This window comes from Klebsiella sp. CTHL.F3a, assembly GCF_019890895.1.
GTDB classification, from domain to species: domain Bacteria; phylum Pseudomonadota; class Gammaproteobacteria; order Enterobacterales; family Enterobacteriaceae; genus Klebsiella; species Klebsiella grimontii.
In genome coordinates this window covers 4,431,966-4,453,392 of the sequence record NZ_CP082360.1, presented here as the reverse complement: position 1 = coordinate 4,453,392, position 21,427 = coordinate 4,431,966, and the positions used below count along the sequence as shown (strand labels likewise).

Genomic DNA, 21,427 nt, shown 5'->3' with positions numbered 1-21,427 from the left:
CAATGCGGAGGAACATACCTGTGAACACCGAAACCCATCCGCAACTTCCCTCCGGCCCGTTTACCCGTGAGCAGGCCTCAGGCATCGCAGCGCAATATGACAACGTCGCCATTGAAGACGACCAGGGAACGCATTTTCGTCTGGTTATTCGTTGCGAAGGTGTGATGGTCTGGCGGGCATGGAACTTTGAACCTGAAGCCGGGGTTATGCTGAACAGCTACATTGCTCGTTATGGCATCCGCAGGTCCTGACCAACCTTACCAGACTTCAGTCTCAGCCTTTCCCGCCAGCCCTGACCGGCTGGCTTTTTTATTTCCGGAGTTATTAATCATGAACAACGCATTAACGGATAACACCATTCCGACAGACACTCTTTGTGCCACACCTGTTAAAGATGAACAGCGCCTTCGTTTCTGGCCTCAGCATTTTGGCCGTATCCCGCAGTGGATAACCCTCGAACCCCGCATCTTTGCCTGGATGGACCGGTTGTGTGCGGATTACAGCGGTGGCGTCTGGGCTTTTTATACCCTCAGTAACGGTGGTGCTTTCATGGCTCCGGAAGAGAGTGAAGGTCTCTGGTCGCTGTTCAATATCCTGAATGGTAACGGCGCTGAAATGAGTGCTGAAGCTGCGGGTATTGCGGCCTGTCTGATTGCTTACAGCCACCATGCCTGCCGCACGGAGTGCGATGCCATGACGAAGCATTATTACCGTCTGCGGGATTACGCGCTGAACCATCCTGAACGCAACGCCATTATGTACATCATCGACTGAGGTCCTGCACCATGGAAAAACAGTTACCGTTGTTTGCGTATGAACTGACAGCCTCCGCACAACAGACCATCCGCGAGGCGCTGGCTCTGCTGGAGCGCCAGTTACGCGAGCCCGGCGCGTCGTTTACCTCCAGCAGCTCAGTACGTGACTGGTTACGTCTTCAGCTGACAATGGAGGAAAGAGAGGCATTTGTTCTGCTGCTGCTGGATAACCAGCACCGGCTGATTACACACGAAACGTTGTTCAAAGGCACCATCAGCCACACTGAAGTCCATCCACGGGAAGTGGTGAAGGCCTCCCTGAAATACAATGCGGCAGCGGTGATTGTTGCTCACTGTCATCCCTCAGGTCATGCCGAACCCAGTCAGGCTGACAGACGGGTGACAGAGCGTCTGAAGAACGCTCTGGACCTTGTGGATGTGCGTCTCCTGGACCACCTCGTCATCGGCGGAATGGATATCGTCTCGTTTGCTGAACGGGGCTGGTTGTAAGGGAGGAGTATTAATGAAAATTATCAGTAAACGTCAGGCAATGGCGATATACCGCCAGCATCCCCGGTCCCGGTTATTTCGCTTCTGTACGGGGAAGTACGCGTGGTCCGGCAGCATCTGTCACTATGCTGGTCGCGAGGTGCAGGATATCAGCGGTGTACTGGCCGTATTCGCTGAGCGCCGCCAGGACCGCAATGGCCCGTATGTCGTATTACGCAGCGTAAGCCTGAATTAATTCACGATTAAGGAGAACTACATTTTGTCGAAAAAAACCACGATAACAACGCATGATATCAGCGAACCCTGGTGGGGGCTCAGGCGCAGTGTCTCCCCGTGTTTTGGTGCCCGTCTGGTACAGGAGGGAAACCGCCTGCATTATCTGGCTGACCGGGCAAACTTTAACGGTCAGTTCTGTGATGCTGATTTGCGCCACCTTGACCAGGCTTTCCCGGTATTGATGAAACAACTGGAGTTAATGCTCACCAGCGGTGAACTGAACCCCCGACATCAGCACCTCGTTACGCTGTATGCAAAAGGTCTGACCTGCGAAGCCGATACGCTCGGTTCGCACGGCTACGTTTGTATCGCGATTTATCCCACTCCTGTAGCCACGGCATAACACCGTAATACTTCGCCCTTCAGTGCACACATCTTCCCAGTAAAGAGATAACGTTTATGCAAACCAAATCATCCCCTTTAATGCGGGCGGCATCGTCATGCCCGTCTCCCGTGGGTGTCTGGCAGACTCTGCTGACCTGCCTGCTGGAACACCACTATGGTCTCACGCTTAATGACACGCCGTTCATTGATGAACAGGTCATTCAGCAGCATATCGACGCGGGTATCTCGCTGGCCGATGCCCTGAATTTTATTGTTGAAAAGTATGAACTGGTCCGCACTGACCGGCCAGGCTTCAGCATCAGGGAGCAGTCTCCGTTTATTACATCCATTGATATCCTCCGGGCCAGAAAGGCTACGGGGCTGATGAATTGTGGCACGTATAAAGATGTGACGGCCATTACCAGAGGACTGCATAGACAGGTCAGCACCCCCGGTAAACGCTGATATGCCTACAGAATCCCACAAAAATATAAACGCCAGCCCTGACCGGATGGCGTTTCCTGTATATAAAGGAGAGAGCTAATGAGCAGAAATAACGTTACTGAACCCGAAGTGTTAACCGGGCACACCGATGTGATTTGCTCCACCAGCATTGAACGTATCGTCACAGGCCGTAATGCTGCGCTGACACGGATTGAAAGCCTTATCCGTGAGCTTGATGATATCTCCATTCTGACCCGCAATATCGGCGGTGGTACAGCTCCGGAGTGGGGAATGCGGGAGGGCCATAGATACGATTGCTGGTTTACGGAAACCCCCGATAAAGCGATGAAAGCGATTACCCGCAATATTGATCGCCGTATCTGGCGCGATCTGATGAACAAATCAGGCATGCTGAGCCTGATGGATGCTCAGGCTCGTGACGAGTGGCACAAAAGTCTGGAGAAAGACGATATCCCCGCGATCTCTGAAGACAATATCCTTAGTACCTTTGAGCAGCTTCATCACAACAAACAGAAGGTCTTCGAGCGTGGCATCATCAATGCCTTCAGAGGCCTGTCATGGGATTACAAAACCAACAGTCCCTGCAGTTTCGGAAAGAAGATCATCATTAACAATCTGATGACGCATAATCGATGGGGATTCAGCCTCAACTGGGGCTGGCGGCGAGATCAACTGGTTGACCTAGAAAGAATGCTATTCCTGCTAGATGGTAAACCGATCCCTGAAAACCGTAGTGATATCTCTGCTCGGTTGATGGAGCATGTTCGTGATAACCCCGCGAGGGATGGTTACGAAGATGTTTTCTTCAGTATTCGTTATTTTCAGAAGGGAACCGCGCATCTGATATTCAAACGGCTGGATCTGGTGGAGAAGATGAACGACATCATCGCAAAGCATTATCCATGCATGCTTGCCCAGCGATAATGGGCTGTATTTTCTGACAAATTTATCTGTTGGTATAAATGTTGGTACAAATTTTATTGAACACGATTTTATCCATATAAAACATATCAATGCTTTATGTATTCGAATCCTGTAGGGCCATTTAAACTCAAAAAGTTATCAACTTCCTCCTCTCGCTGATGTTTTCTCATGTGACACATTTGGGACATCTTCTGCAAAGACCGAGTCAATTTGCCTTGCGCGTTCCGTTAAATGGTGAGGCGCCAGCTGGGCATAACGGTGTACCATTTCGATGCTTTCCCGGTACATCAAAAAAACACAATAGTCTGGCAAGAGATCAATATGTAGATAATACGAACACAGAATGTGTATATCTATGTAAGATCATTATATTCAATTGGTTAAAAAGGAGTTGGTAATTAATGCCATTAAAAACACATAATGACATTATACAATTCTAACCAGAGCGATAAAAACAACAAAAAATATTACTAACCAGTGCAATAAGGGGAAACGAAGTGGATGACGCTCTCTGGCGCTAACGCTTTGATACACTAAATCATTGCTTAATAAAAAGAGGCAGTTATCTTTTTTCAAAGAAACTACCTGGCGGGTCAACATGATGAGGTAAAAAATGTACACACCTGATGCAATGAAGCTATCAGATAAAAAACATATTTTTGATTTTATTGACGCTTATAGCTTTGGATTAGTCGTTTCGCCTTCCCTCAATGCCAGTCATCTTCCTTTTATCCTCGATCGTAGCTCTTCATCGCAGGGAATTCTTCTTTCCCATATGGCGCGTGCGAATCCACTCTGGAAAGAATTTGACGGGCAGAGGGTGCTCGCCATATTTCAAGGACCCCATAGTTATGTTTCCCCTACCTGGTATCAAACCGCTCCCGCGGTTCCCACGTGGAACTATACTTCCGTTCACTGCTATGGCAACGTAAGCCTTTTATCTGTCGATGAATTACGCATTGTGATGGAAGCGTTGGTCCATAAATTTGAACCGACGCTTCAGGCGCAGAAAGAAATTATGCCCAGGACGTTTATTGAAGGGAAATTGAAAGGTATTATTGGATTCAAAATTGAAATTGAGGAGCTTCAGGCCAAAGAAAAGCTTGGGCAGCATCGTTCTCAGGCCGATCAGCGAGGAACGCTGCAGGGGTTAATCAACAGCCAATCTTCAGAGTCGATTGCGCTGGCTGACTATATGCTTAAGGTGAAGAAAGGCATTGGCGCTTGAAATTTAGCTCTCCGATATAATATTTATGTCGGAGGGGAGCGCCTATAATGTATGTCATATATTAAATAGTACTATCCTGGCATGTCTGAAGACGTGCTGTACGCCTGAAGCAAAGGAAATGATATTGCGTCATCAATGAGCCCTAAAATAACATAAGCAACACCGTCAGTTTTAACAGTAGCAAAATAATCAAATAAAATAATCCTCAGAGATTGATAAAGATCGCTTTTAAATTTATAAACAATGGTGTTGAAGGAACGGTGCCCCTTTATCGGGCGTTTTAACCAATTCCTTAACGGAGAGAAAATCGATAGCCCTGAGTGATGCCCTTTGCGGGGAAGATTTTGTTTTTACAGGCGACCGGATCAAGTGGGTTAAGGATGTATTAGGGTGAAAAGTATGTCTCTTCGTTCATTGCAGGCGCTATGCCTGACCAGCTTTTTTATTGCCGACGTTCGCGATGGGCTCGGGCCTTTTCTGGGGATTTTCCTGACGCAACATCACTGGCGACCGGATGACATCGGTCTGTTGATGACCGCGGGCGGCGTTGCCGGATTGCTGGCGACGCTTCCCGCAGGGTTCATCACCGATGCTTCGCGGAACAAGCGTCTTATGCTCGCGATACTGTGCATCATGATTACCGGGACGACGCTGCTGCTCTGGTTCAGCCAGGGCAGCAGCGTCGTCGCCATCTCGCAAATCGTCAGCGGCATATGTGCGGCATTTATTGGCCCGCTTATTACCGGGATCACTCTGGGGCTGACGGGGCAAGATGGCTTTAGTACCCAGATGGGTAAAAATGAGGCTTTCAACCATGCGGGTAATTTTACGACCGCATTGATTGCCGGCGGGATCGCCTGGCGCTGGGGTATTGGCGGTATTTTCATCCTGATGGCCTCGACCATGTTGCTCACGCTCTTTGCCCTGACGGCAATTCGTCGTGATGATATCGACAACGCTCGGGCGCGCGGGCTTGAAACGACGGACTCCCCCCAGATACCTGACTTCTCGGTGCTGACCAAAAACAGGGCGCTTTTAATTACTGGGTTGACGCTGCTGCTTTTTCATTTAGCGAATGCCGCGTTGCTGCCCATGCTCAGTATGCGGATCGCTGCGGCGCCAGGCGCGATCAATCCCGGCCTGTATGCCGCGGCGACGGTGATTATTTCCCAGTTGGTGATGATCCCGGTGGCCATCTGGACCGTAGGTCGAATCGATAAATATGGGTACTGGCGACTGATTATGCTGGCTCTGCTGATCATGCCAATCAGGGCTGCGCTGGCGGCAAGCACGGCGGCACCGTGGATGATGGTGCCGGTGCAAATACTGGACGGCTGCGCCGCAGGGGTACTGGGCGTAGTGGTGCCGAGCTTTATTGTGGCACTGCTGCGCGGCAGCGGGCACGTCAATGCTGGCCAAAGCGTGGTAATGCTAATGCAGGGGGCCGGCGCGGCGATGAGTCCGGCATTGACGGGAATGATTGCCGGTTATTACTCCTTCGCGACGGCGTTCAGCGTGCTGAGCGTTATCGCTCTGGCGGCGCTGCTTATCTGGTGGCGCAGCGCGCCGACGCTCTCTGCGCCGGCTTTTATGGCGACGAAATAATCAACTAAAGTAAGGCTTAAAGAGGGCTTTAATCTTAATCGATATCAGCCGATTTTAAGCCTGTGATAAACCTCGCCGCCGGGAACGCCATTACTTCGTTGCACCCTCAAGAATAACCTTGTCATTCTCTTCACGGGTAATGCTCTGCTGATGAAGGCTGTCGGCGAGCATCACATCATTGACGGCGAAAAATTCCCAGGCCTGCGGCGTGTTGGCGAAGGTTACCTCATCGAACTGGCTGTCGTGCAGGAAGGAAATACTGGTCGCTTTGGTGTTACGGAAGCTGACGTTGGAGAAACGTAGATTCTGATGATAGGCGTCGCGAGGGTAGGTAATACCAAACGACTCCGCCATTTCGGCTACCGTCATGCCATCAATCAGAATACTGTGCTTAGCCGAGGTACCATCGACGGTCACGTCCTGCACCTGAACGTCGCGGAACTGCGCGGGTTCGTCGGCAGGGGTTGTATCGTTCACGTCGGCGCTGTATTTGATAGTAAAAACAAACGGCTCTTTGGCGATATCTTTCATCGCGTTATGACGGAACAGCACATCCCGCACGCCGCCGCCGTAGTAGGGGCGGCTCTTCATACGCAGACCAACGTCGGTCATATACATGACGTTATCCTCGGCGCGAACGTTTTCGATCCACGCGCCGGTATGGCTACCCGTCACCACGGCGCCGTGGCCTTTACGGAAATAGTTATTAAAAATCCACGCCCCGCTTTGCGGCTGCTGATGAAAAGTTTCCGCGCCTTTACCAAACCCGGCGGCAAAATTAACGCAATCATCTCCAGTATCGAAGAAGTTATTGAAGACCAGCGCGTTTTTACTATTGCCGAACTCGACGCCGTCGGCGTTATTGCCGTCAAAGGTCTGATGCACAAGCCCATTCAGGGTAATATTTTCTGATTCCAGCGCCATTACCCCGTGAAAAGCGGGGTTACGGATCGTCAGTCCGGCAAGGTAGAGATTTTGCACGCCGCGCAGGGTCATCAGGCTGGAGCGGCGGTTTTTATAGGCGCTATTGCTTTCAATCCCTTCCGCAATAGCCGCTTTGGTCTGGTGCTTTGCCAGAATACCGTCCGCGCCGACTTTTTTGGCATTGCTGGCCCGGTACTGCGGCAGCGCGTTGCCCAATTCGTCGCTAATTGTCGCATCGCCGCCGTTTTTGACGCCGCGGGTCCAGCCGTTGCCGTCAATCGTGCCTTTACCAACGATGCGAATATTACGAAACGTTCCGGCCGGAGACTCGCCCTTGTCGTCCGCTTCCAGCACGTTAATTAATGACGGCGGGCGGCGGGGCTGCGGATGATCGCTGTAGGGATAGAGGGAGTAGCCTTTTTCCAGCGGATACTGGGCCGGATCGTCCGAACCCAGCAGGGTGGCGCCAGCGGCAATCTCCAGGGTCATATCGCTATGCAGGAAGAGCGCGCCGGTTTTGAATTCGCCGCCGGAAATCAGTACTTTGCAGCCCTGAGGATAGTGCGTGACGGTACAGCTATCGATGGCCTGCTGCAGCGCTTGGGTATTCAGCGTTGTGCCGTCACCCTTCGCGCCGAATGTGCTGGCTTCGATGATGTGCGGCGTTTTGCTGGTGCGCGCCTTAATCACTGCGCTATCCGGGGACTCTTTGCCATCGGCGTAGACTGCGCGGACCGTAAAGGCATACTCCGTATCCGGCTGCAGGTTGGTGGCCGTAAAGCTGCGCAGATCGATTTTCTGCTGCCAGCCGTCGCTGGCGATCCGCTGATAGAAGTTATCAATATAGGGCTTTGCTGGTGAGAAATGGTTTTGATTTTCACGCGCCATGCCCAGCCGCTCGCCTTGACGATAGACGGCGTAGTCCACCACCTGCTCGGTCTCGGACTCCGGTTTTTCCCAGACCAGCACCAGGCTGTTTTCATCGGCTGACAGTATCGGAACCATGACATTTTGTGGCGCGGAGGCGGGCGCCTCGTGCTGGTTATCGACGGTTCCGCTGCTGTCATTACAACCGCCTGCGAGCCCGGCTAGTGCGATTGCCAACCCCAGCATGCCGCGTGCAGGTCTGAAGCTATTGCGCATAGATTTTCCTTAATGTCATATTTTATGGAAAAATAAAATTTAAATTCATTTAAAATAAAACGACATTTTATATTTATATGGGAAAATAAACGCGAGTCAGTTCAATCTTTCAGCAGGCGAAAAAAATCTTAATCGGATAAGCAAAGGCGGACTTCACCGCCCGGCTTTCCTTTTACTGCGCAGAATCATCAATACGATAACCGCGCGAAGTCGGTACGATATGGGCAAACCCCGACCCGCCAAGATGCATACCGGCAATCAGCAGATTTTCGCTGGCGGCCTGGGCGAGGATCGCTTCCCGCGTCGCTCTGGCCTGTACGGGATCGCAATCAAAAGCGATAGCGGCGGCGGGTTGTGCGGCCTGAATATGCGGAAAGTGGACGATATCGCCCCAAATCAGCAGGCTTTGTCCGGCGGCGTCAATGCGAAACCCGCTATGGCCCGGCGTATGTCCGGGTAACCAGACCGGATGGATACCCGTGACGACTTCACGATCCTCCAGAAACCCGAGGCGCCGGGACCACGCGTCCAGGGTGCGGCGGGCGAGAGCGAAGTTTCGCTGACCCCGCGCATTGGTCCGGTTTAGCATGGCATCGTCCTGCCAGTATTCGGCTTCCAGAGGGTGCAGATAAAGACGGGCATTGGGATAGCGCGGCGCGCCGTTGGCATCCAGCAGGCCGCCAATATGATCCGGATGAGCATGGGTCAGCAGGACGGTATCAACGTCGTCTGGCGCACTCCCCGCCGCACGCAGACTGGTTTCCAGCACGCCGCCTCCCGTCCCCGCGTCGACCAGAATCGTTCTTCCCCGGCCGCGGATAAGATAGCCATTAATGTCGATATTGCCGGGTTCGATAACGCCCGCATCGCGCTGGATTTGTGCGGCATCATCGCTATCGATGCCGGACAGCAGCGCCAGGTCGGCGGCCATGCTGCCGTCGCTAAGGGCAGTCACCTGAAAATCGCCAATCTGGCGGGAGATAAAAGATGGATTGCGCATAAAAACCTCTTAGCATGCTGCAGGCTGTTCTTCAGCCGGGCTTTGTAGCTGACCGGCCATGGGTTCATAAAGCCAGGCTTTGTCCCGCCCCGCAAGCAGCATGGCTTCCCGGCGCGGCAGAACGTACGCCACGCGCTGCGGCGGGTTGTTATCCAGCCCGGCGGCCGGAAGTTTTGTCGGCTGATATCCCAGTTCCGACTCAACGAAGTCCAGCGGCTCCGGGCTCAGCAGTAGAACATCACCCTCAGCGACGGCAGGGAACACCCCGCTGTACCGATACAGGTTTCGCCGCCAGTCGCGAATATGCGCCTGCCAGCGTGCAAAGTTGCCGCCGCCTTTATGGCGATACTCTTCACTGGCGAGGGTGTCAGCATCCTGGATAGTATGAATGGCAAGATAGGCCGGGCAGCCGGAGGAGAGCGCCCGGAAGCGCTGCGAAGCGCGGAACCCGCTGACGGAAACCAGCGCCGGCAGCTTGTGCTGGCTGTAAAACCTGTTCCAGCCGGCTTCGCTTTCCGGGTCGGCGTAGCTGCACTCAACGATATATAACATGGGCTGACCTCTGCATGATGGCGTGTGATATTGACATTTGATCATGCTACGTTGGGTAATAAGCCCTATAAAACGATATTATTTCATCACTCAATGACATTTTGTCATTAATGAAAAATCCAGCAGAGGTGGCCATCGTGCGAAAAAAACTCCCCAGCAGCGCCTCTTTGCAGGCCTTTGAGGCCGCCGCCAGGCACGGTAACTTTGCCCGCGCGGCGGAAGAGCTGTCGCTTACCGAAGGGGCGATCAGTCGGCAAATCGCCCGTCTGGAATCGCTGTTGAACTGCAGGCTGTTTGAGCGGACGGGGAGCCGGGTACGGCTGAATCCTAACGGCGCGCGCTATGCGCACCATGTGCGCGAAACGCTGGAGCGCCTTGAACGGGACACTCAGTATCTGATGGGGGCAGCGGATGGCAGCCGAAGCCTGGACATCGCCGCGCCGCCGACCTTCGCCAGCCGTTGGCTCATTCCCCGGCTGGGGGATTTTCAGCGCCAACATCCGGATATCACGCTGAATATCGCGGTCAGAACCGACCCGTTTATCCTCAGCGGCAGCGGTTTTGACGCGGCGGTTCATTTCGAGCATCCCGCATGGGCCGGAATGCGTATGCAGTTTCTGTTTGAAGAGAGGCTGGTACCGGTATGCCACGCCGGGCTACTCACGGGGGAAGATCTCATCAGCCAACTGAACGCGCTGCCGCGAATTCATCGATGGCAGAATCCCGACGCCTGGCAGCGCTATGCTGAAGAGTGCGGGATCGCGCTGGATAATCCGGCTCAGGGGGTGCGCTACGATCTGCATGAGATGGCGATAGCCGCCGCGCTGGCCGGGCAGGGCGTTGCGCTGGTGCCCCACGTATACGTCGAAAGCGCGATCGAAAACGGGCTACTGGCTGCGCCCTGGCCGCATGCTCGCAGTCTGAGCAAGCGCTTTTGCCTGGTGAAGCCGCTGGAAAACGGCGTCAACGAATCGGCGCTACGGGCGTTCGAGCAGTGGCTGTTGACGCAATAAGGCCCGGGCGCGGGCCGTGGACGCGTTAAGCGCAGCCTCAGGCGTGGGATAAAAGCGGGAACATCAGCTTATTCTCTTTGAAGATATTTTCTTTTTGTCCGTAGATAAACAGAATATCTTCGCCTTCGATTTTCTCATACTCGCCGCTCCGATTCTCTTTGGGGGTAAAGCCGAGGATAGCCTGGTACGTATTGTCATCGGCGAGCTGGTTGATAATGGCCGACAGGGAGCGGCCGCTGTCGCAGAAAATATCGAAACAGATCAGCGCCGGACCGTTTTGCATAGCAATCGCGATCGCCTGGTTTTTCTCAGAATAATAGACGAAGTGCTTCATAAAGGCGGAGCAGTAGAACATCAATAAACCGAAGTTATCCTGTACCCGCAGCTGTGAAAACGGATTCGATTTTTGATAATAGCGCTGCAATAGCGCAACGTCTTCCGGCCGATCCATATCGAGCTTGCGGAAGTCGCCCGCTGTCGGTACTACCGGCATAATATACTGATGTTCATCGGTGCGCTCGAAGCCGAATTTCGGGTAAAAATCAACGGTTGTCGGGTTAGCAAACAGGAAGAAGGCGTCTGCTTTATCCTGCCAGTCCGCCAGAATCTCATTCACAAGCTGCCCGGCGAGGCCCCGATTGCGATGATCGATGTCGGTCATTACGGTGCCGATTTGGATATAGCGGCGGGGTTCGTCCTGCCAGATCAGGTCGATAATATTGGCAGAGGCGTTAGCAATCACTTTATTGTTGCTCACCAGGGCGTAGGGAATATAGGCGTCGGTCCAGTAGCCTTTGCGGTACCACTCTTTAAAGGAGAGATCGAAGGTTTTAATCGCCAGATCAATGAAGCTCTTTCTTAACGCATCATCGTGCACAATTTGCTTAACTAATTTCCAGGTCATCGTCGACATTCCTTACGCTGCGGGTGAGGCACTGTTTTCGGCCATCTGTTCGGCGGTCCGATCTCTGTCGGGCGACCTAAAAATAGCATATCCCCGCGGATGGGCGACGATTGTCGCGCCTAAGCCTTACTCAGGTCACACAATCCAGGAAAATCGCGCGAAAAAAGGTAAGCTTTCGCACCCTTAAGAAACATTGCCGTGAGGCAAAAAAACGCCTTTAGCAAATGAAAGTTTGCCAGTCATCGAAAACGAAGATGAATATATTGCGTTCATGGTCATGACCCCTATCATTAATAGGTAGGGTAAATGTGATATCATCGCGCCTTTCCCGTTTCGTCCTGGGGCTCTTTTTTATGCAACAACCTGTTGTTCGCGTTGGAGAATGGCTGGTTACTCCCTCTGTTAACCAAATTAGCCGCAAGGGGCGTCAGCTAACTCTCGAACCGCGCTTAATCGATCTTTTGGTTTTCTTTGCCCGTCATCCTGGGGAAGTACTCAGCCGGGATGAGCTCATCGATAATGTCTGGACCCGCAACGTTGTCACCAGTCACGTCGTCACGCAAAGCGTCTCCGAGCTACGTAAGTCGCTGAAAGATGGCGACGACGGCAGCCTTGAATATATCGCTACCGTACCCAAGCGCGGCTATAAGCTGACGGTGCCGGCGATCTGGTGTACGGAAGAGGGGGAGGAGCTGACGCCGGTTATCCCCGCAGAAACGCCAACGGCCGGTTTTGCCGCGCCGTTGCCCTCCCCGCAGCCCGATACGCCCGCGCCGGTCGGAGCAGCGGTGGTGAAGCCGGAAAAACGCAAGCGGCTGAGTACGTTTATCGTCTGGGGGCTGTTTCTGCTGGCCCTCGCGAGCTGCGTGGCACTGGTGGCGTTATCGACCCTCGAGTCGCGCCCGCCGGTCACGAAAACGCGGCTGCTGCTCAACCCGCGCGATGTTGATATTCACCTGCTCAGCGGCAGTACCTGCAACAACTGGTCATCGCAGCACTCCTATGCCATCGGTCTGGGAAGCCTGATTACCACCTCGCTGAACACCTTCTCCACCTTTATGGTGCACGATAAAACCAACTACAACATCAATGAGCCGAGCAGCTCCGGTAAAACCCTGACCATTGAGTTCGTCAACCAGCGGCACTATCGCGCGCAGCAGTGCTTTATGTCGGTGAAGGTGGTGGATAACGCCGACGGTTCGACCATGATGGATAAGCGCTACTTTGTCACCAGCGACAACCAGCTGTCGATTCAGAACGACCTGCTGAGCAGCCTGTCAGAGGCGCTGAAGCAGCCGTGGCCGGCGCGGATGCAGGAGATGTTAAAGCAGTATCAGCCGTCGCAAAGTATCGTGCTTACCCATTTCTATCAGGCGCATCAGCTATTAATGAACGGAGACGTTGATTCACTCGGAAAAGCCAGTAGCCTGCTTGCCGACGTGAATAAACAATCGCCGGACTTTACCTATGCCTGGGCGGAAAAGGCGCTGGTGGACGTATTACGCCATTCTCAGCAGCCGCTGGATGATAAACAGCTTGCCGATCTTTACAGCGAAATAACCCGGGTGGGTAATATGCCGGGGATTAAAGACATGGCAATATTTTATCAGATTAAAACGGTAGATATGCTGGGCAAAGGGAAAGTCGATGAAGCCTACAGCGCGATTAATACCGGTATTGACCTGGAAATGTCGTGGATGAACTATGTGCTGCTGGGTAAAGTCTACGAAATGAAAGGGCAGAGCCGGGAAGCTGCCGATGCCTATCTGACAGCATTTAATTTACGTCCGGGAGAGAATACATTTTACTGGATTGAAAACGCGGTATTCCAGACCTCCGTAACCCGCGTGGTTCCGTATCTCGATAACTTCCTCGCTTCAGAATAAGTAAACCCTCATCATGGCCATGGTTTTGGCCGTGGTGAGGTTAAACTTATGTTTCTCATGAGCGTCTCTGTTGTTATATTTTATATCCTTTCTCTGCCTGTTTGTAACACATTTTCAACACGAAAATGTGTTTATAAGTCCATGTAATTTATTAATATTTATCTTTTCCTGATCTCAACATGTCATCCTGATATGTTGCGCAAAAAAGGTCAAAATATCATTTGTCTGATGTTTGCAGTTATTTCACTTTATCTTTAGGACTTATCTCGTACTAATCCGTAATCTAATTGGCAGTTGGTCGGGTCAATAAAAGGTTCATCATCATGATCTGTACCTCCCAAATAAACTTAGGAGAAAAGCAAACATGAGTTCTGCCAAGAAGATCGGGCTATTTGCCTGTACCGGCGTGGTAGCCGGTAATATGATGGGGAGCGGTATTGCATTATTACCTGCGAACCTGGCGAGTATCGGTTCTATCGCCATTTGGGGTTGGGTGATATCTATTATTGGCGCGATGTCTCTGGCTTATGTATATGCCCGTCTGGCGACCAAAAACCCGCAGCAGGGGGGCCCTATTGCCTACGCCGGCGAAATATCTCCGGCGTTCGGTTTTCAGACCGGCGTGCTTTATTATCACGCTAACTGGATCGGTAATCTGGCAATCGGCATTACCGCCGTCTCTTATTTATCAACATTCTTCCCTATTTTAAATAACCCGGTACCAGCAGGTATTGCCTGTATTGCCATCGTGTGGATATTCACCTTCGTGAATATGCTCGGCGGCACCTGGGTAAGCCGCCTGACGACTATTGGTCTGGTGCTGGTGCTTATTCCGGTCGTAATGACCGCAGTGGTCGGCTGGCACTGGTTTGACGTTGCCACCTATCAGGCAAACTGGAACACCTCAGCCACGACGGATAGCCATGCGGTGGTGAAAAGTATCCTTCTCTGCCTGTGGGCCTTTGTCGGGGTAGAATCTGCCGCCGTCAGTACCGGGATGGTGAAAAACCCGAAACGTACCGTACCGCTGGCCACCATGCTGGGGACCGCGCTGGCAGGTATCGTGTATATCGCCGCGACCCAGGTCATCGCCGGTATGTACCCTGCGTCTGAGATGGCCGCGTCCGGCGCGCCGTTTGCTATCAGCGCATCGACTATCCTTGGCGGCTGGGCTGCGCCGATGGTTTCCGCCTTCACCGCCTTTGCCTGCCTGACTTCTCTCGGTTCGTGGATGATGCTGGTCGGCCAGGCCGGCGTGCGCGCCGCTAACGACGGCAACTTCCCGAAAATCTACGGTGAACTGGATAAAAACGGCAACCCGAAAAAAGGCCTGCTGCTGGCCGCAGTGAAAATGACCGTCCTGATGGTGCTGATCACCCTGATGAACTCCACCGGCGGGAAAGCCTCCGACCTGTTCGGCGAGCTGACCGGTATCGCGGTTCTGCTGACCATGCTGCCTTACTTCTACTCCTGCGTTGACCTGATTCGCTTCGAAGGCATTAACGTGCGCAACTTCGTCAGCCTGATTTGCTCCATCCTCGGCTGTGGGTTCTGCTTTATCGCCCTGATGGGGGCAAGCTCCTTCGAACTGGCCGGCACCTTTATCGTCAGCCTGATCATCCTGATGTTCTACGGCCGCAAAATGCACCAGCGTCAGAGTAACGACGGCTCCGCTGATAGCAGCACCGCCAGCGCGCATTAATCCGTAACCCTATTCCTGAGGCTCCTTCCATCACCTGTCACGACGTGGCGGGAGGGGCTTTCTTTATCTGGAGATTTGACTATGAACGTTATCGCAATCATGAATCACATGGGTGTTTACTTCAAAGAAGAGCCCATCCGTGAGCTGCATCGCGCCCTCGAACGCCTGGACTTCCGTATTGTCTACCCGAACGACCGTGACGACTTATTAAAACTGATCGAAAACAATGCGCGTCTGTGCGGTGTGATCTTCGACTGGGATAAATACAATCTCGAACTGTGCGAAGACATCAGCAAAATGAACGAATATATGCCGCTGTACGCCTTTGCGAATACTTACTCAACCCTGGATGTGAGCCTCAACGATCTGCGCATGCAGGTTCGCTTCTTCGAATATGCGCTGGGTGCGGCGGAAGATATTGCTAACAAAATCAAACAGAATACCGATGAGTATATCGACACCATTCTGCCGCCGCTGACCAAAGCGCTGTTTAAATACGTGCGTGAAGGCAAATATACCTTCTGTACCCCAGGCCATATGGGCGGTACCGCGTTCCAGAAAAGCCCGGTCGGCAGCATCTTCTACGATTTCTTTGGTTCCAATACCATGAAATCCGATATCTCGATTTCGGTTTCTGAACTCGGTTCCCTGCTGGATCACAGCGGCCCGCACAAAGAAGCGGAAGAGTACATCGCCCGCGTCTTCAACGCGGAACGCAGCTATATGGTGACCAACGGCACCTCCACCGCCAACAAAATCGTCGGCATGTATTCCGCCCCGGCCGGTAGCACCGTGCTGATTGACCGTAACTGCCATAAATCGCTGACCCATCTGATGATGATGAGCGACATTACGCCAATCTACTTCCGTCCGACCCGTAATGCCTACGGCATCCTCGGCGGTATCCCGCAGAGCGAATTCCAGCACGCGACGATCGCCAAACGCGTAAAAGAGACGCCGAACGCGACCTGGCCGGTGCACGCGGTAATCACCAACTCCACCTATGATGGTCTGCTGTACAACACGGACTACATCAAGAAAACCCTGGATGTGAAATCCATCCACTTTGACTCCGCGTGGGTGCCTTACACCAACTTCTCGCCGATTTATGAAGGCAAATGCGGGATGAGCGGCGGCCGCGTCGAAGGGAAAGTGATTTACGAAACGCAGTCCACGCACAAACTGCTGGCGGCGTTTTCTCAGGCATCGATGATTCATGTGAAAGGCGACGTAAACGAAGAAACCTTTAACGAAGCCTACATGATGCACACCACCACTTCTCCGCACTACGGCGTAGTAGCCTCGACGGAAACCGCGGCGGCGATGATGAAAGGCAACGCCGGTAAGCGCCTGATTGACGGCTCTATCGAACGTTCAATTAAGTTCCGTAAAGAGATTAAACGCCTGAAAGGCGAATCCGACGGCTGGTTCTTCGACGTCTGGCAGCCGGAACATATCGATGGCGCGGAATGCTGGCCGCTGCGCTCCGACAGCGCGTGGCACGGCTTCAAAAACATCGATAACGAACACATGTATCTCGACCCGATTAAAGTCACGCTGCTGACCCCGGGGATGAAGAAAGACGGCACCATGGATGATTTCGGTATTCCGGCAAGCATCGTGGCGAAATATCTCGATGAGCACGGCATCGTGGTCGAAAAAACCGGTCCGTACAACCTGCTGTTCTTGTTCAGCATCGGTATCGACAAAACCAAAGCGCTGAGCCTGCTGCGCGCGCTGACCGATTTCAAACGCGCGTTCGACCTGAACCTGCGGGTGAAAAACATGCTGCCGTCGCTGTACCGTGAAGATCCTGAATTCTACGAAAACATGCGCGTTCAGGAACTGGCGCAGAATATTCACAAACTGATTGAGCACCACAATCTGCCGGACCTGATGTTCCGCGCGTTTGAAGTGCTGCCAACCATGATGATCACGCCGTACGCCGCGTTCCAGAAAGAGCTGCACGGTCAGACCGAAGAGGTGTATCTCGAAGAGATGGTGGGCCGCGTCAACGCCAACATGATCCTGCCGTATCCTCCGGGAGTGCCGCTGGTGATGCCGGGTGAAATGATCACCGAAGAGAGCCGTCCGGTGCTGGAATTCCTGCAGATGTTGTGCGAAATCGGCGCCCACTATCCGGGCTTCGAAACCGATATCCACGGCGCCTATCGTCAGGCGGATGGTCGTTACACCGTTAAAGTGCTGAGAGAAGAAAACAACAAATAATCGATGCACAACAGGGAAGTGGCTTGCCACTTCCCTTTTTCACGCTGCAAGGAGAACACATGAAAACACCCTCACAGCCGCGCGCGATTTATTACATCGTTGCGATCCAAATCTGGGAATATTTCAGCTTTTACGGCATGCGTGCCTTACTCATCCTCTATCTCACCCATCAACTCGGCTTTGATGACAGCCACGCCATCAGCCTGTTCAGCGCCTACGCCTCCCTGGTGTACGTCACTCCTATTCTCGGCGGCTGGCTTGCCGACCGCCTCCTCGGCAACCGCACGGCGGTGATTGCCGGCGCGCTATTAATGACGCTTGGCCACGTAGTGCTGGGCGTCGAATCCGATTCCACCTGGAGCCTGTACCTCGCGCTGGCGATCATTATCTGCGGCTACGGCCTGTTCAAATCCAACATCAGCTGCCTGCTGGGCGAACTCTACGCCGTTGACGACCCTCGCCGCGACGGCGGTTTTTCGCTGCTGTACGCCGCTGGTAACGTCGGCTCCATCGCCGCGCCTATCGCCTGCGGGCTGGCGGCGCAGTGGTACGGCTGGCATATCGGCTTTGCGCTGGCGGGAATCGGTATGTTTGTCGGCCTGATGATTTTCCTCAGCGGCAGTCGCTACTTCCGCCACGCGCGCGGCGTCGATAAACAGGCGCTGCAGGCGGTGAAATTTGTGCTGCCGACCTGGGGCTGGCTGGTGGTGATGCTCTGCGTTGCGCCGGTGTTTTTCACGCTGCTGCTGGAGAATAACTGGTCCGGCTACCTGCTGGCGATCGTCTGCGTTTTCGCTGCCCAGATGGTGGCGCGCATTATGGTCAAATCGCCGGAGCATCGCCGCGCGCTGTGGCAAATCGTTCTGCTGATGCTGACCGGGACTCTGTTCTGGGTTCTGGCGCAGCAGGGCGGGAGTTCAATCAGTCTGTTCATTGACCACTTTGTTAATCGTCGCCTGGTGAATATTGAGGTGCCGACTGCGCTGTTCCAGTCGGTTAACGCCGTGGCGGTGATGGCGGCGGGCGTCGTGCTGGCGTGGCTGATGCGGCCGGAAGGCGCGACCCGCTCGGCGCTGCGCGTGTGGCTGAAGTTCGCCTTTGGCCTGGTGCTGATGGGCTGCGGCTTTATGCTGCTGGCGCTTAACGCGCGCCATGGCGCGGCACAGGGGCAGGCATCGATGGGCATGATGGTGGCTGGCCTGGCGCTAATGGGTTTCGCCGAGCTGTTTATCGACCCGGTGGCGATGGCGCAGATTACCCGCCTCAATATGCCCGGCGTCACCGGGGTACTGACCGGGATTTATATGCTGGCCACCGGCGCGGTAGCCAACTGGCTGGCGGGCGTGGTGGCGCAGCAGACCACCGAGTCGCAAATCAGCGATACGGCGATTGCCGCGTATCAGCACTTCTTTGCCCAGATGGGCGAATGGACGCTGGGCTGCGTGGCAGTGATTGTCGTCGTCGCCTTCGCCGCCGCGTTCAGCGTCGGCAGGCGTCGCGCTGCCGCCGGTGAGCTTCCCGGCGGCGGCGCCTAGCCCCGTCTGGCGACAGGTGCGGCTTACCGGGATATCTCCCCGGTCGCGCTGCGCTTACCGGGGCGACAAAATCGTGCTGCCTGGTAGCCCGGCTAAGGCGTTTACGCCGCGAGCCGGGGATCGGCAGCCCAACAGCGGAGCGACAAGCCGCTCCTTGCACCCTTTACGGAACAGGAGGAGGATATTTTGGCGGGCGCGGAAGCCGAAGACAAAAAATCGTTAGTGAAACGATGGTTGAGTGAATTCAGCCGGAAGTGAAACCAGGTTCGTTAAGATTGTTCTTTGGCGTCGACGCCGGAACAGGCCGCGCTAGAGAGTGACCTGGTTCAATTATCGAAGCAAGTTTGCAAGCAGGGTTATGAGGAACCAACATGTCTGAACAACAAGCACAAGGTGCCGATGAGGCAATTGACCTTAATAATGAATTGAAAACCCGTCGTGAAAAACTGGCCGCGCTGCGCGAGCAGGGCGTGGCGTTCCCGAACGACTTTCGCCGTGACCATACTTCCGACCAGCTCCACGCTGAATACGATAGTAAGGAAAACGACGAGCTCATCTCTCTGAACGTCGAGGTCTCCGTCGCGGGCCGCATGATGACCCGCCGTATTATGGGCAAAGCCTCCTTCGTCACCTTACAGGACGTCGGTGGCCGCATTCAGCTGTACGTCGCCCGCGACGATCTGGCGGAAGGCGTCTACAACGAACAGTTTAAGAAATGGGATCTCGGCGACATCATCGCCGCCCGCGGTAAGCTGTTCAAAACCCAGACCGGCGAACTCTCCATTCACTGCACCGAGCTGCGTCTGTTGACCAAAGCGTTGCGCCCGCTGCCGGACAAGTTTCACGGCCTGCAGGATCAGGAAGCGCGCTATCGTCAGCGCTATCTGGATCTGATCTCCAACGAAGAGTCGCGCCACACCTTCAAGGTGCGTTCGCAGATCCTGGCGACCATGCGTCAGTTCATGGTTGCGCGCGGCTTTATGGAAGTCGAAACGCCAATGATGCAGGTGATCCCCGGCGGCGCCTCCGCGCGTCCGTTTATCACCCATCACAACGCGCTCGATCTGGATATGTATCTGCGCATCGCGCCAGAGTTGTACCTGAAACGGCTGGTGGTCGGCGGCTTCGAACGGGTGTTCGAAATCAACCGCAACTTCCGTAACGAAGGTATCTCCGTGCGCCATAACCCAGAGTTCACCATGATGGAACTCTATATGGCGTATGCGGATTACAAAGATCTGATCGAACTGACCGAATCCCTGTTCCGCACGCTGGCGCAGAACGTACTGGGTAAAACCGAAGTGCCGTACGGCGATCGGGTGTTCGATTTCGGTAAGCCGTTTGAAAAACTGACCATGCGCGAAGCGATCAAGAAATACCGTCCGGAAACCGAGATGGCGGATCTGGATAACTTCGATGCGGCAAAAGCGCTGGCGGAATCCATCGGCATTCACGTTGAGAAAAGCTGGGGCCTGGGGCGTATCGTCACCGAAATATTCGACGAAGTGGCGGAAGCGCATCTGATCCAGCCGACTTTTATCACCGAGTATCCGGCGGAAGTTTCGCCGCTGGCGCGCCGTAACGACGTGAACCCGGAAATTACCGACCGCTTCGAATTCTTCATCGGCGGACGGGAAATCGGTAACGGTTTTAGCGAGCTGAACGACGCGGAAGACCAGGCCCAGCGTTTTCAGGATCAGGTCAACGCCAAAGCGGCGGGGGATGATGAAGCGATGTTCTACGACGAAGACTACGTCACCGCGCTCGAGTACGGCCTGCCGCCGACTGCCGGCCTGGGTATCGGTATCGACCGTATGGTGATGCTGTTTACTAACAGCCACACCATCCGCGATGTGATCCTGTTCCCGGCAATGCGTCCGCAGAAATAAATCATGCAGAAACCAGGCCCCCTTATTTATTTAAGCCGGGGGCCTTAATTTCGACCCGTTTATCCCGGCGAGCGATATGGCGAATAAGCTTACTCCGGGCACCTTATGTGCTATAACAGCGCGCATAAAAAACATAAGGTGTTAATTAAATGAAAAAAATAAAATTAATTGTTGGCGGCGTGATCTGTGCAAGTTACTTATTAACGTCAGTATTATCAATGGCAAGTGATAATATAAACAGCAATACCATTCATTTTGATAAAGGCAGCAACGGCACGATAATAAAAAGCACCGTGACCGGCGACGATGTTAATGACTATACGCTGGAGGCGAAAGCCGGCCAGATGATGCATATCGGTATGAACAGCCAGTGGCCGCATCCCTTTTTTAATGTGATTACCCCGGATAATCACGCGATTTTTAACGGTTCGATGAGCGGCGATATTTTTGAGCAGCGTCTGGGTGTCAGCGGGAAATATACGGTGCGGGTATATCAGATGGGCGGCGCGCGTGATGAAGGGAAAACCAGCGCCTATGCGCTGACGTTTAAAATTACCGACTAA

At 53.7% G+C, this 21,427-nt stretch carries 20 protein-coding genes and 1 pseudogene; 16 read left to right on the top strand and 5 right to left on the bottom strand.

Going from position 1 to position 21,427, the window contains the following annotated elements:
- Window positions 1-20: 20 nt before the first annotated feature.
- The 7 genes from K7H21_RS20935 to K7H21_RS20905 all read left to right on the top strand — a co-directional run bounded on the left by K7H21_RS20935 (window position 21) and on the right by K7H21_RS20905 (window position 3,254).
- The gene (locus tag K7H21_RS20935) at window positions 21-251 is read left to right on the top strand and encodes a DUF905 domain-containing protein (protein WP_014837276.1); all 231 of its coding nucleotides are present in this window, start codon (window positions 21-23) and stop codon (window positions 249-251) included.
- Between the two features lie 79 nt (window positions 252-330).
- Complete coding sequence (locus K7H21_RS20930; RefSeq protein WP_142983381.1) at window positions 331-774, top strand: antirestriction protein; 444 nt, start codon at window positions 331-333, stop codon at window positions 772-774.
- Between the two features lie 11 nt (window positions 775-785).
- Window positions 786-1,265, top strand: a complete 480-nt coding sequence (gene radC, locus K7H21_RS20925) for a RadC family protein (protein WP_047724681.1) — start codon at window positions 786-788, stop codon at window positions 1,263-1,265.
- Window positions 1,266-1,278: 13 nt separating this feature from the next.
- A complete protein-coding gene (locus K7H21_RS20920) occupies window positions 1,279-1,500 on the top strand; it encodes a DUF987 domain-containing protein (RefSeq protein ID WP_117042589.1) in 222 nt (73 codons plus the stop codon).
- A 24-nt stretch (window positions 1,501-1,524) separates the two neighbouring features.
- Entirely contained in the window at window positions 1,525-1,884 is a 360-nt protein-coding gene (locus K7H21_RS20915) for a type IV toxin-antitoxin system YeeU family antitoxin (protein WP_117042590.1), read from the top strand.
- 56 nt (window positions 1,885-1,940) lie between these two features.
- Complete coding sequence (locus K7H21_RS20910; RefSeq protein WP_142983382.1) at window positions 1,941-2,330, top strand: TA system toxin CbtA family protein; 390 nt, start codon at window positions 1,941-1,943, stop codon at window positions 2,328-2,330.
- Window positions 2,331-2,408: 78 nt separating this feature from the next.
- Window positions 2,409-3,254: a DUF4942 domain-containing protein gene (locus tag K7H21_RS20905; RefSeq protein WP_142983383.1), complete on the top strand. Its 846-nt coding sequence runs from the start codon at window positions 2,409-2,411 to the stop codon at window positions 3,252-3,254.
- A 138-nt stretch (window positions 3,255-3,392) separates the two neighbouring features.
- Here K7H21_RS20905 and K7H21_RS29070 read toward each other — a convergent pair.
- A pseudogene (locus tag K7H21_RS29070) lies at window positions 3,393-3,533 on the bottom strand (integrase); the annotation flags it as partial.
- 334 nt (window positions 3,534-3,867) lie between these two features.
- Between K7H21_RS29070 and K7H21_RS20900 the strand changes: the two are divergent.
- Both K7H21_RS20900 and K7H21_RS20895 read left to right on the top strand, forming a co-directional pair.
- Window positions 3,868-4,482, top strand: coding sequence for an FMN-binding negative transcriptional regulator (locus tag K7H21_RS20900; RefSeq protein ID WP_049115897.1), 615 nt, complete (start codon window positions 3,868-3,870; stop codon window positions 4,480-4,482).
- Window positions 4,483-4,881: 399 nt separating this feature from the next.
- Window positions 4,882-6,087, top strand: a complete 1,206-nt coding sequence (locus K7H21_RS20895; RefSeq protein WP_004130090.1) for an MFS transporter — start codon at window positions 4,882-4,884, stop codon at window positions 6,085-6,087.
- A 90-nt stretch (window positions 6,088-6,177) separates the two neighbouring features.
- On the opposite strand, the gene K7H21_RS20890 is transcribed toward K7H21_RS20895, so the two are convergent.
- The 3 genes from K7H21_RS20890 to K7H21_RS20880 all read right to left on the bottom strand — a co-directional run bounded on the left by K7H21_RS20890 (window position 6,178) and on the right by K7H21_RS20880 (window position 9,706).
- A complete protein-coding gene (locus tag K7H21_RS20890; RefSeq protein ID WP_004130092.1) occupies window positions 6,178-8,154 on the bottom strand; it encodes a glycosyl hydrolase family 28 protein in 1,977 nt (658 codons plus the stop codon).
- Between the two features lie 172 nt (window positions 8,155-8,326).
- The gene (locus K7H21_RS20885; RefSeq protein WP_004130094.1) at window positions 8,327-9,154 is read right to left on the bottom strand and encodes an MBL fold metallo-hydrolase; all 828 of its coding nucleotides are present in this window, start codon (window positions 9,152-9,154) and stop codon (window positions 8,327-8,329) included.
- 9 nt (window positions 9,155-9,163) lie between these two features.
- Window positions 9,164-9,706, bottom strand: coding sequence for a hypothetical protein (locus K7H21_RS20880; protein WP_004130097.1), 543 nt, complete (start codon window positions 9,704-9,706; stop codon window positions 9,164-9,166).
- A gap of 137 nt (window positions 9,707-9,843) precedes the next feature.
- On the opposite strand from K7H21_RS20880, the gene K7H21_RS20875 reads away from it, so the two are divergent.
- Entirely contained in the window at window positions 9,844-10,719 is an 876-nt protein-coding gene (locus K7H21_RS20875) for a LysR substrate-binding domain-containing protein (protein WP_223035322.1), read from the top strand.
- Window positions 10,720-10,756: 37 nt separating this feature from the next.
- Here K7H21_RS20875 and K7H21_RS20870 read toward each other — a convergent pair whose 3' ends face one another.
- Window positions 10,757-11,623, bottom strand: a complete 867-nt coding sequence (locus K7H21_RS20870) for a GNAT family N-acetyltransferase (protein WP_004130103.1) — start codon at window positions 11,621-11,623, stop codon at window positions 10,757-10,759.
- A gap of 353 nt (window positions 11,624-11,976) precedes the next feature.
- Here K7H21_RS20870 and cadC point away from each other — a divergent pair, with 353 nt between their 5' ends.
- The 6 genes from cadC (at window position 11,977) to K7H21_RS20840 (ending at window position 21,427) form a co-directional block, all read left to right on the top strand.
- A complete protein-coding gene (gene cadC / locus K7H21_RS20865) occupies window positions 11,977-13,509 on the top strand; it encodes a lysine decarboxylation/transport transcriptional activator CadC (RefSeq protein WP_032742066.1) in 1,533 nt (510 codons plus the stop codon).
- A 364-nt stretch (window positions 13,510-13,873) separates the two neighbouring features.
- Complete coding sequence (cadB, locus tag K7H21_RS20860) at window positions 13,874-15,211, top strand: cadaverine/lysine antiporter (RefSeq protein WP_004130108.1); 1,338 nt, start codon at window positions 13,874-13,876, stop codon at window positions 15,209-15,211.
- Window positions 15,212-15,292: 81 nt separating this feature from the next.
- Window positions 15,293-17,440, top strand: a complete 2,148-nt coding sequence (gene cadA, locus K7H21_RS20855) for a lysine decarboxylase CadA (RefSeq protein ID WP_004130111.1) — start codon at window positions 15,293-15,295, stop codon at window positions 17,438-17,440.
- A gap of 59 nt (window positions 17,441-17,499) precedes the next feature.
- Entirely contained in the window at window positions 17,500-18,975 is a 1,476-nt protein-coding gene (gene dtpD, locus K7H21_RS20850) for a dipeptide permease DtpD (RefSeq protein ID WP_087828719.1), read from the top strand.
- Window positions 18,976-19,346: 371 nt separating this feature from the next.
- Complete coding sequence (gene lysS / locus K7H21_RS20845) at window positions 19,347-20,864, top strand: lysine--tRNA ligase (protein WP_223035321.1); 1,518 nt, start codon at window positions 19,347-19,349, stop codon at window positions 20,862-20,864.
- Between the two features lie 149 nt (window positions 20,865-21,013).
- Window positions 21,014-21,427: a hypothetical protein gene (locus K7H21_RS20840; protein WP_004130120.1), complete on the top strand. Its 414-nt coding sequence runs from the start codon at window positions 21,014-21,016 to the stop codon at window positions 21,425-21,427.

Bases quoted from the DNA above. Each gene is read 5' to 3' on its own strand.
- K7H21_RS20930 (WP_142983381.1), top strand. From the start codon at position 331: ATGAACAACGCATTAACGGATAACACCATTCCGACAGACACTCTTTGT.
- radC (WP_047724681.1), top strand. From the start codon at position 786: ATGGAAAAACAGTTACCGTTGTTTGCGTATGAACTGACAGCCTCCGCA.
- K7H21_RS20920 (WP_117042589.1), top strand. From the start codon at position 1,279: ATGAAAATTATCAGTAAACGTCAGGCAATGGCGATATACCGCCAGCAT.
- K7H21_RS20910 (WP_142983382.1), top strand. From the start codon at position 1,941: ATGCAAACCAAATCATCCCCTTTAATGCGGGCGGCATCGTCATGCCCG.
- K7H21_RS20905 (WP_142983383.1), top strand. From the start codon at position 2,409: ATGAGCAGAAATAACGTTACTGAACCCGAAGTGTTAACCGGGCACACC.
- K7H21_RS20900 (WP_049115897.1), top strand. From the start codon at position 3,868: ATGTACACACCTGATGCAATGAAGCTATCAGATAAAAAACATATTTTT.
- K7H21_RS20895 (WP_004130090.1), top strand. From the start codon at position 4,882: ATGTCTCTTCGTTCATTGCAGGCGCTATGCCTGACCAGCTTTTTTATT.
- K7H21_RS20890 (WP_004130092.1), bottom strand. From the start codon at position 8,154: ATGCGCAATAGCTTCAGACCTGCACGCGGCATGCTGGGGTTGGCAATC.
- K7H21_RS20885 (WP_004130094.1), bottom strand. From the start codon at position 9,154: ATGCGCAATCCATCTTTTATCTCCCGCCAGATTGGCGATTTTCAGGTG.
- K7H21_RS20880 (WP_004130097.1), bottom strand. From the start codon at position 9,706: ATGTTATATATCGTTGAGTGCAGCTACGCCGACCCGGAAAGCGAAGCC.
- K7H21_RS20870 (WP_004130103.1), bottom strand. From the start codon at position 11,623: ATGACCTGGAAATTAGTTAAGCAAATTGTGCACGATGATGCGTTAAGA.
- cadC (WP_032742066.1), top strand. From the start codon at position 11,977: ATGCAACAACCTGTTGTTCGCGTTGGAGAATGGCTGGTTACTCCCTCT.
- cadB (WP_004130108.1), top strand. From the start codon at position 13,874: ATGAGTTCTGCCAAGAAGATCGGGCTATTTGCCTGTACCGGCGTGGTA.
- cadA (WP_004130111.1), top strand. From the start codon at position 15,293: ATGAACGTTATCGCAATCATGAATCACATGGGTGTTTACTTCAAAGAA.
- dtpD (WP_087828719.1), top strand. From the start codon at position 17,500: ATGAAAACACCCTCACAGCCGCGCGCGATTTATTACATCGTTGCGATC.
- lysS (WP_223035321.1), top strand. From the start codon at position 19,347: ATGTCTGAACAACAAGCACAAGGTGCCGATGAGGCAATTGACCTTAAT.
- K7H21_RS20840 (WP_004130120.1), top strand. From the start codon at position 21,014: ATGAAAAAAATAAAATTAATTGTTGGCGGCGTGATCTGTGCAAGTTAC.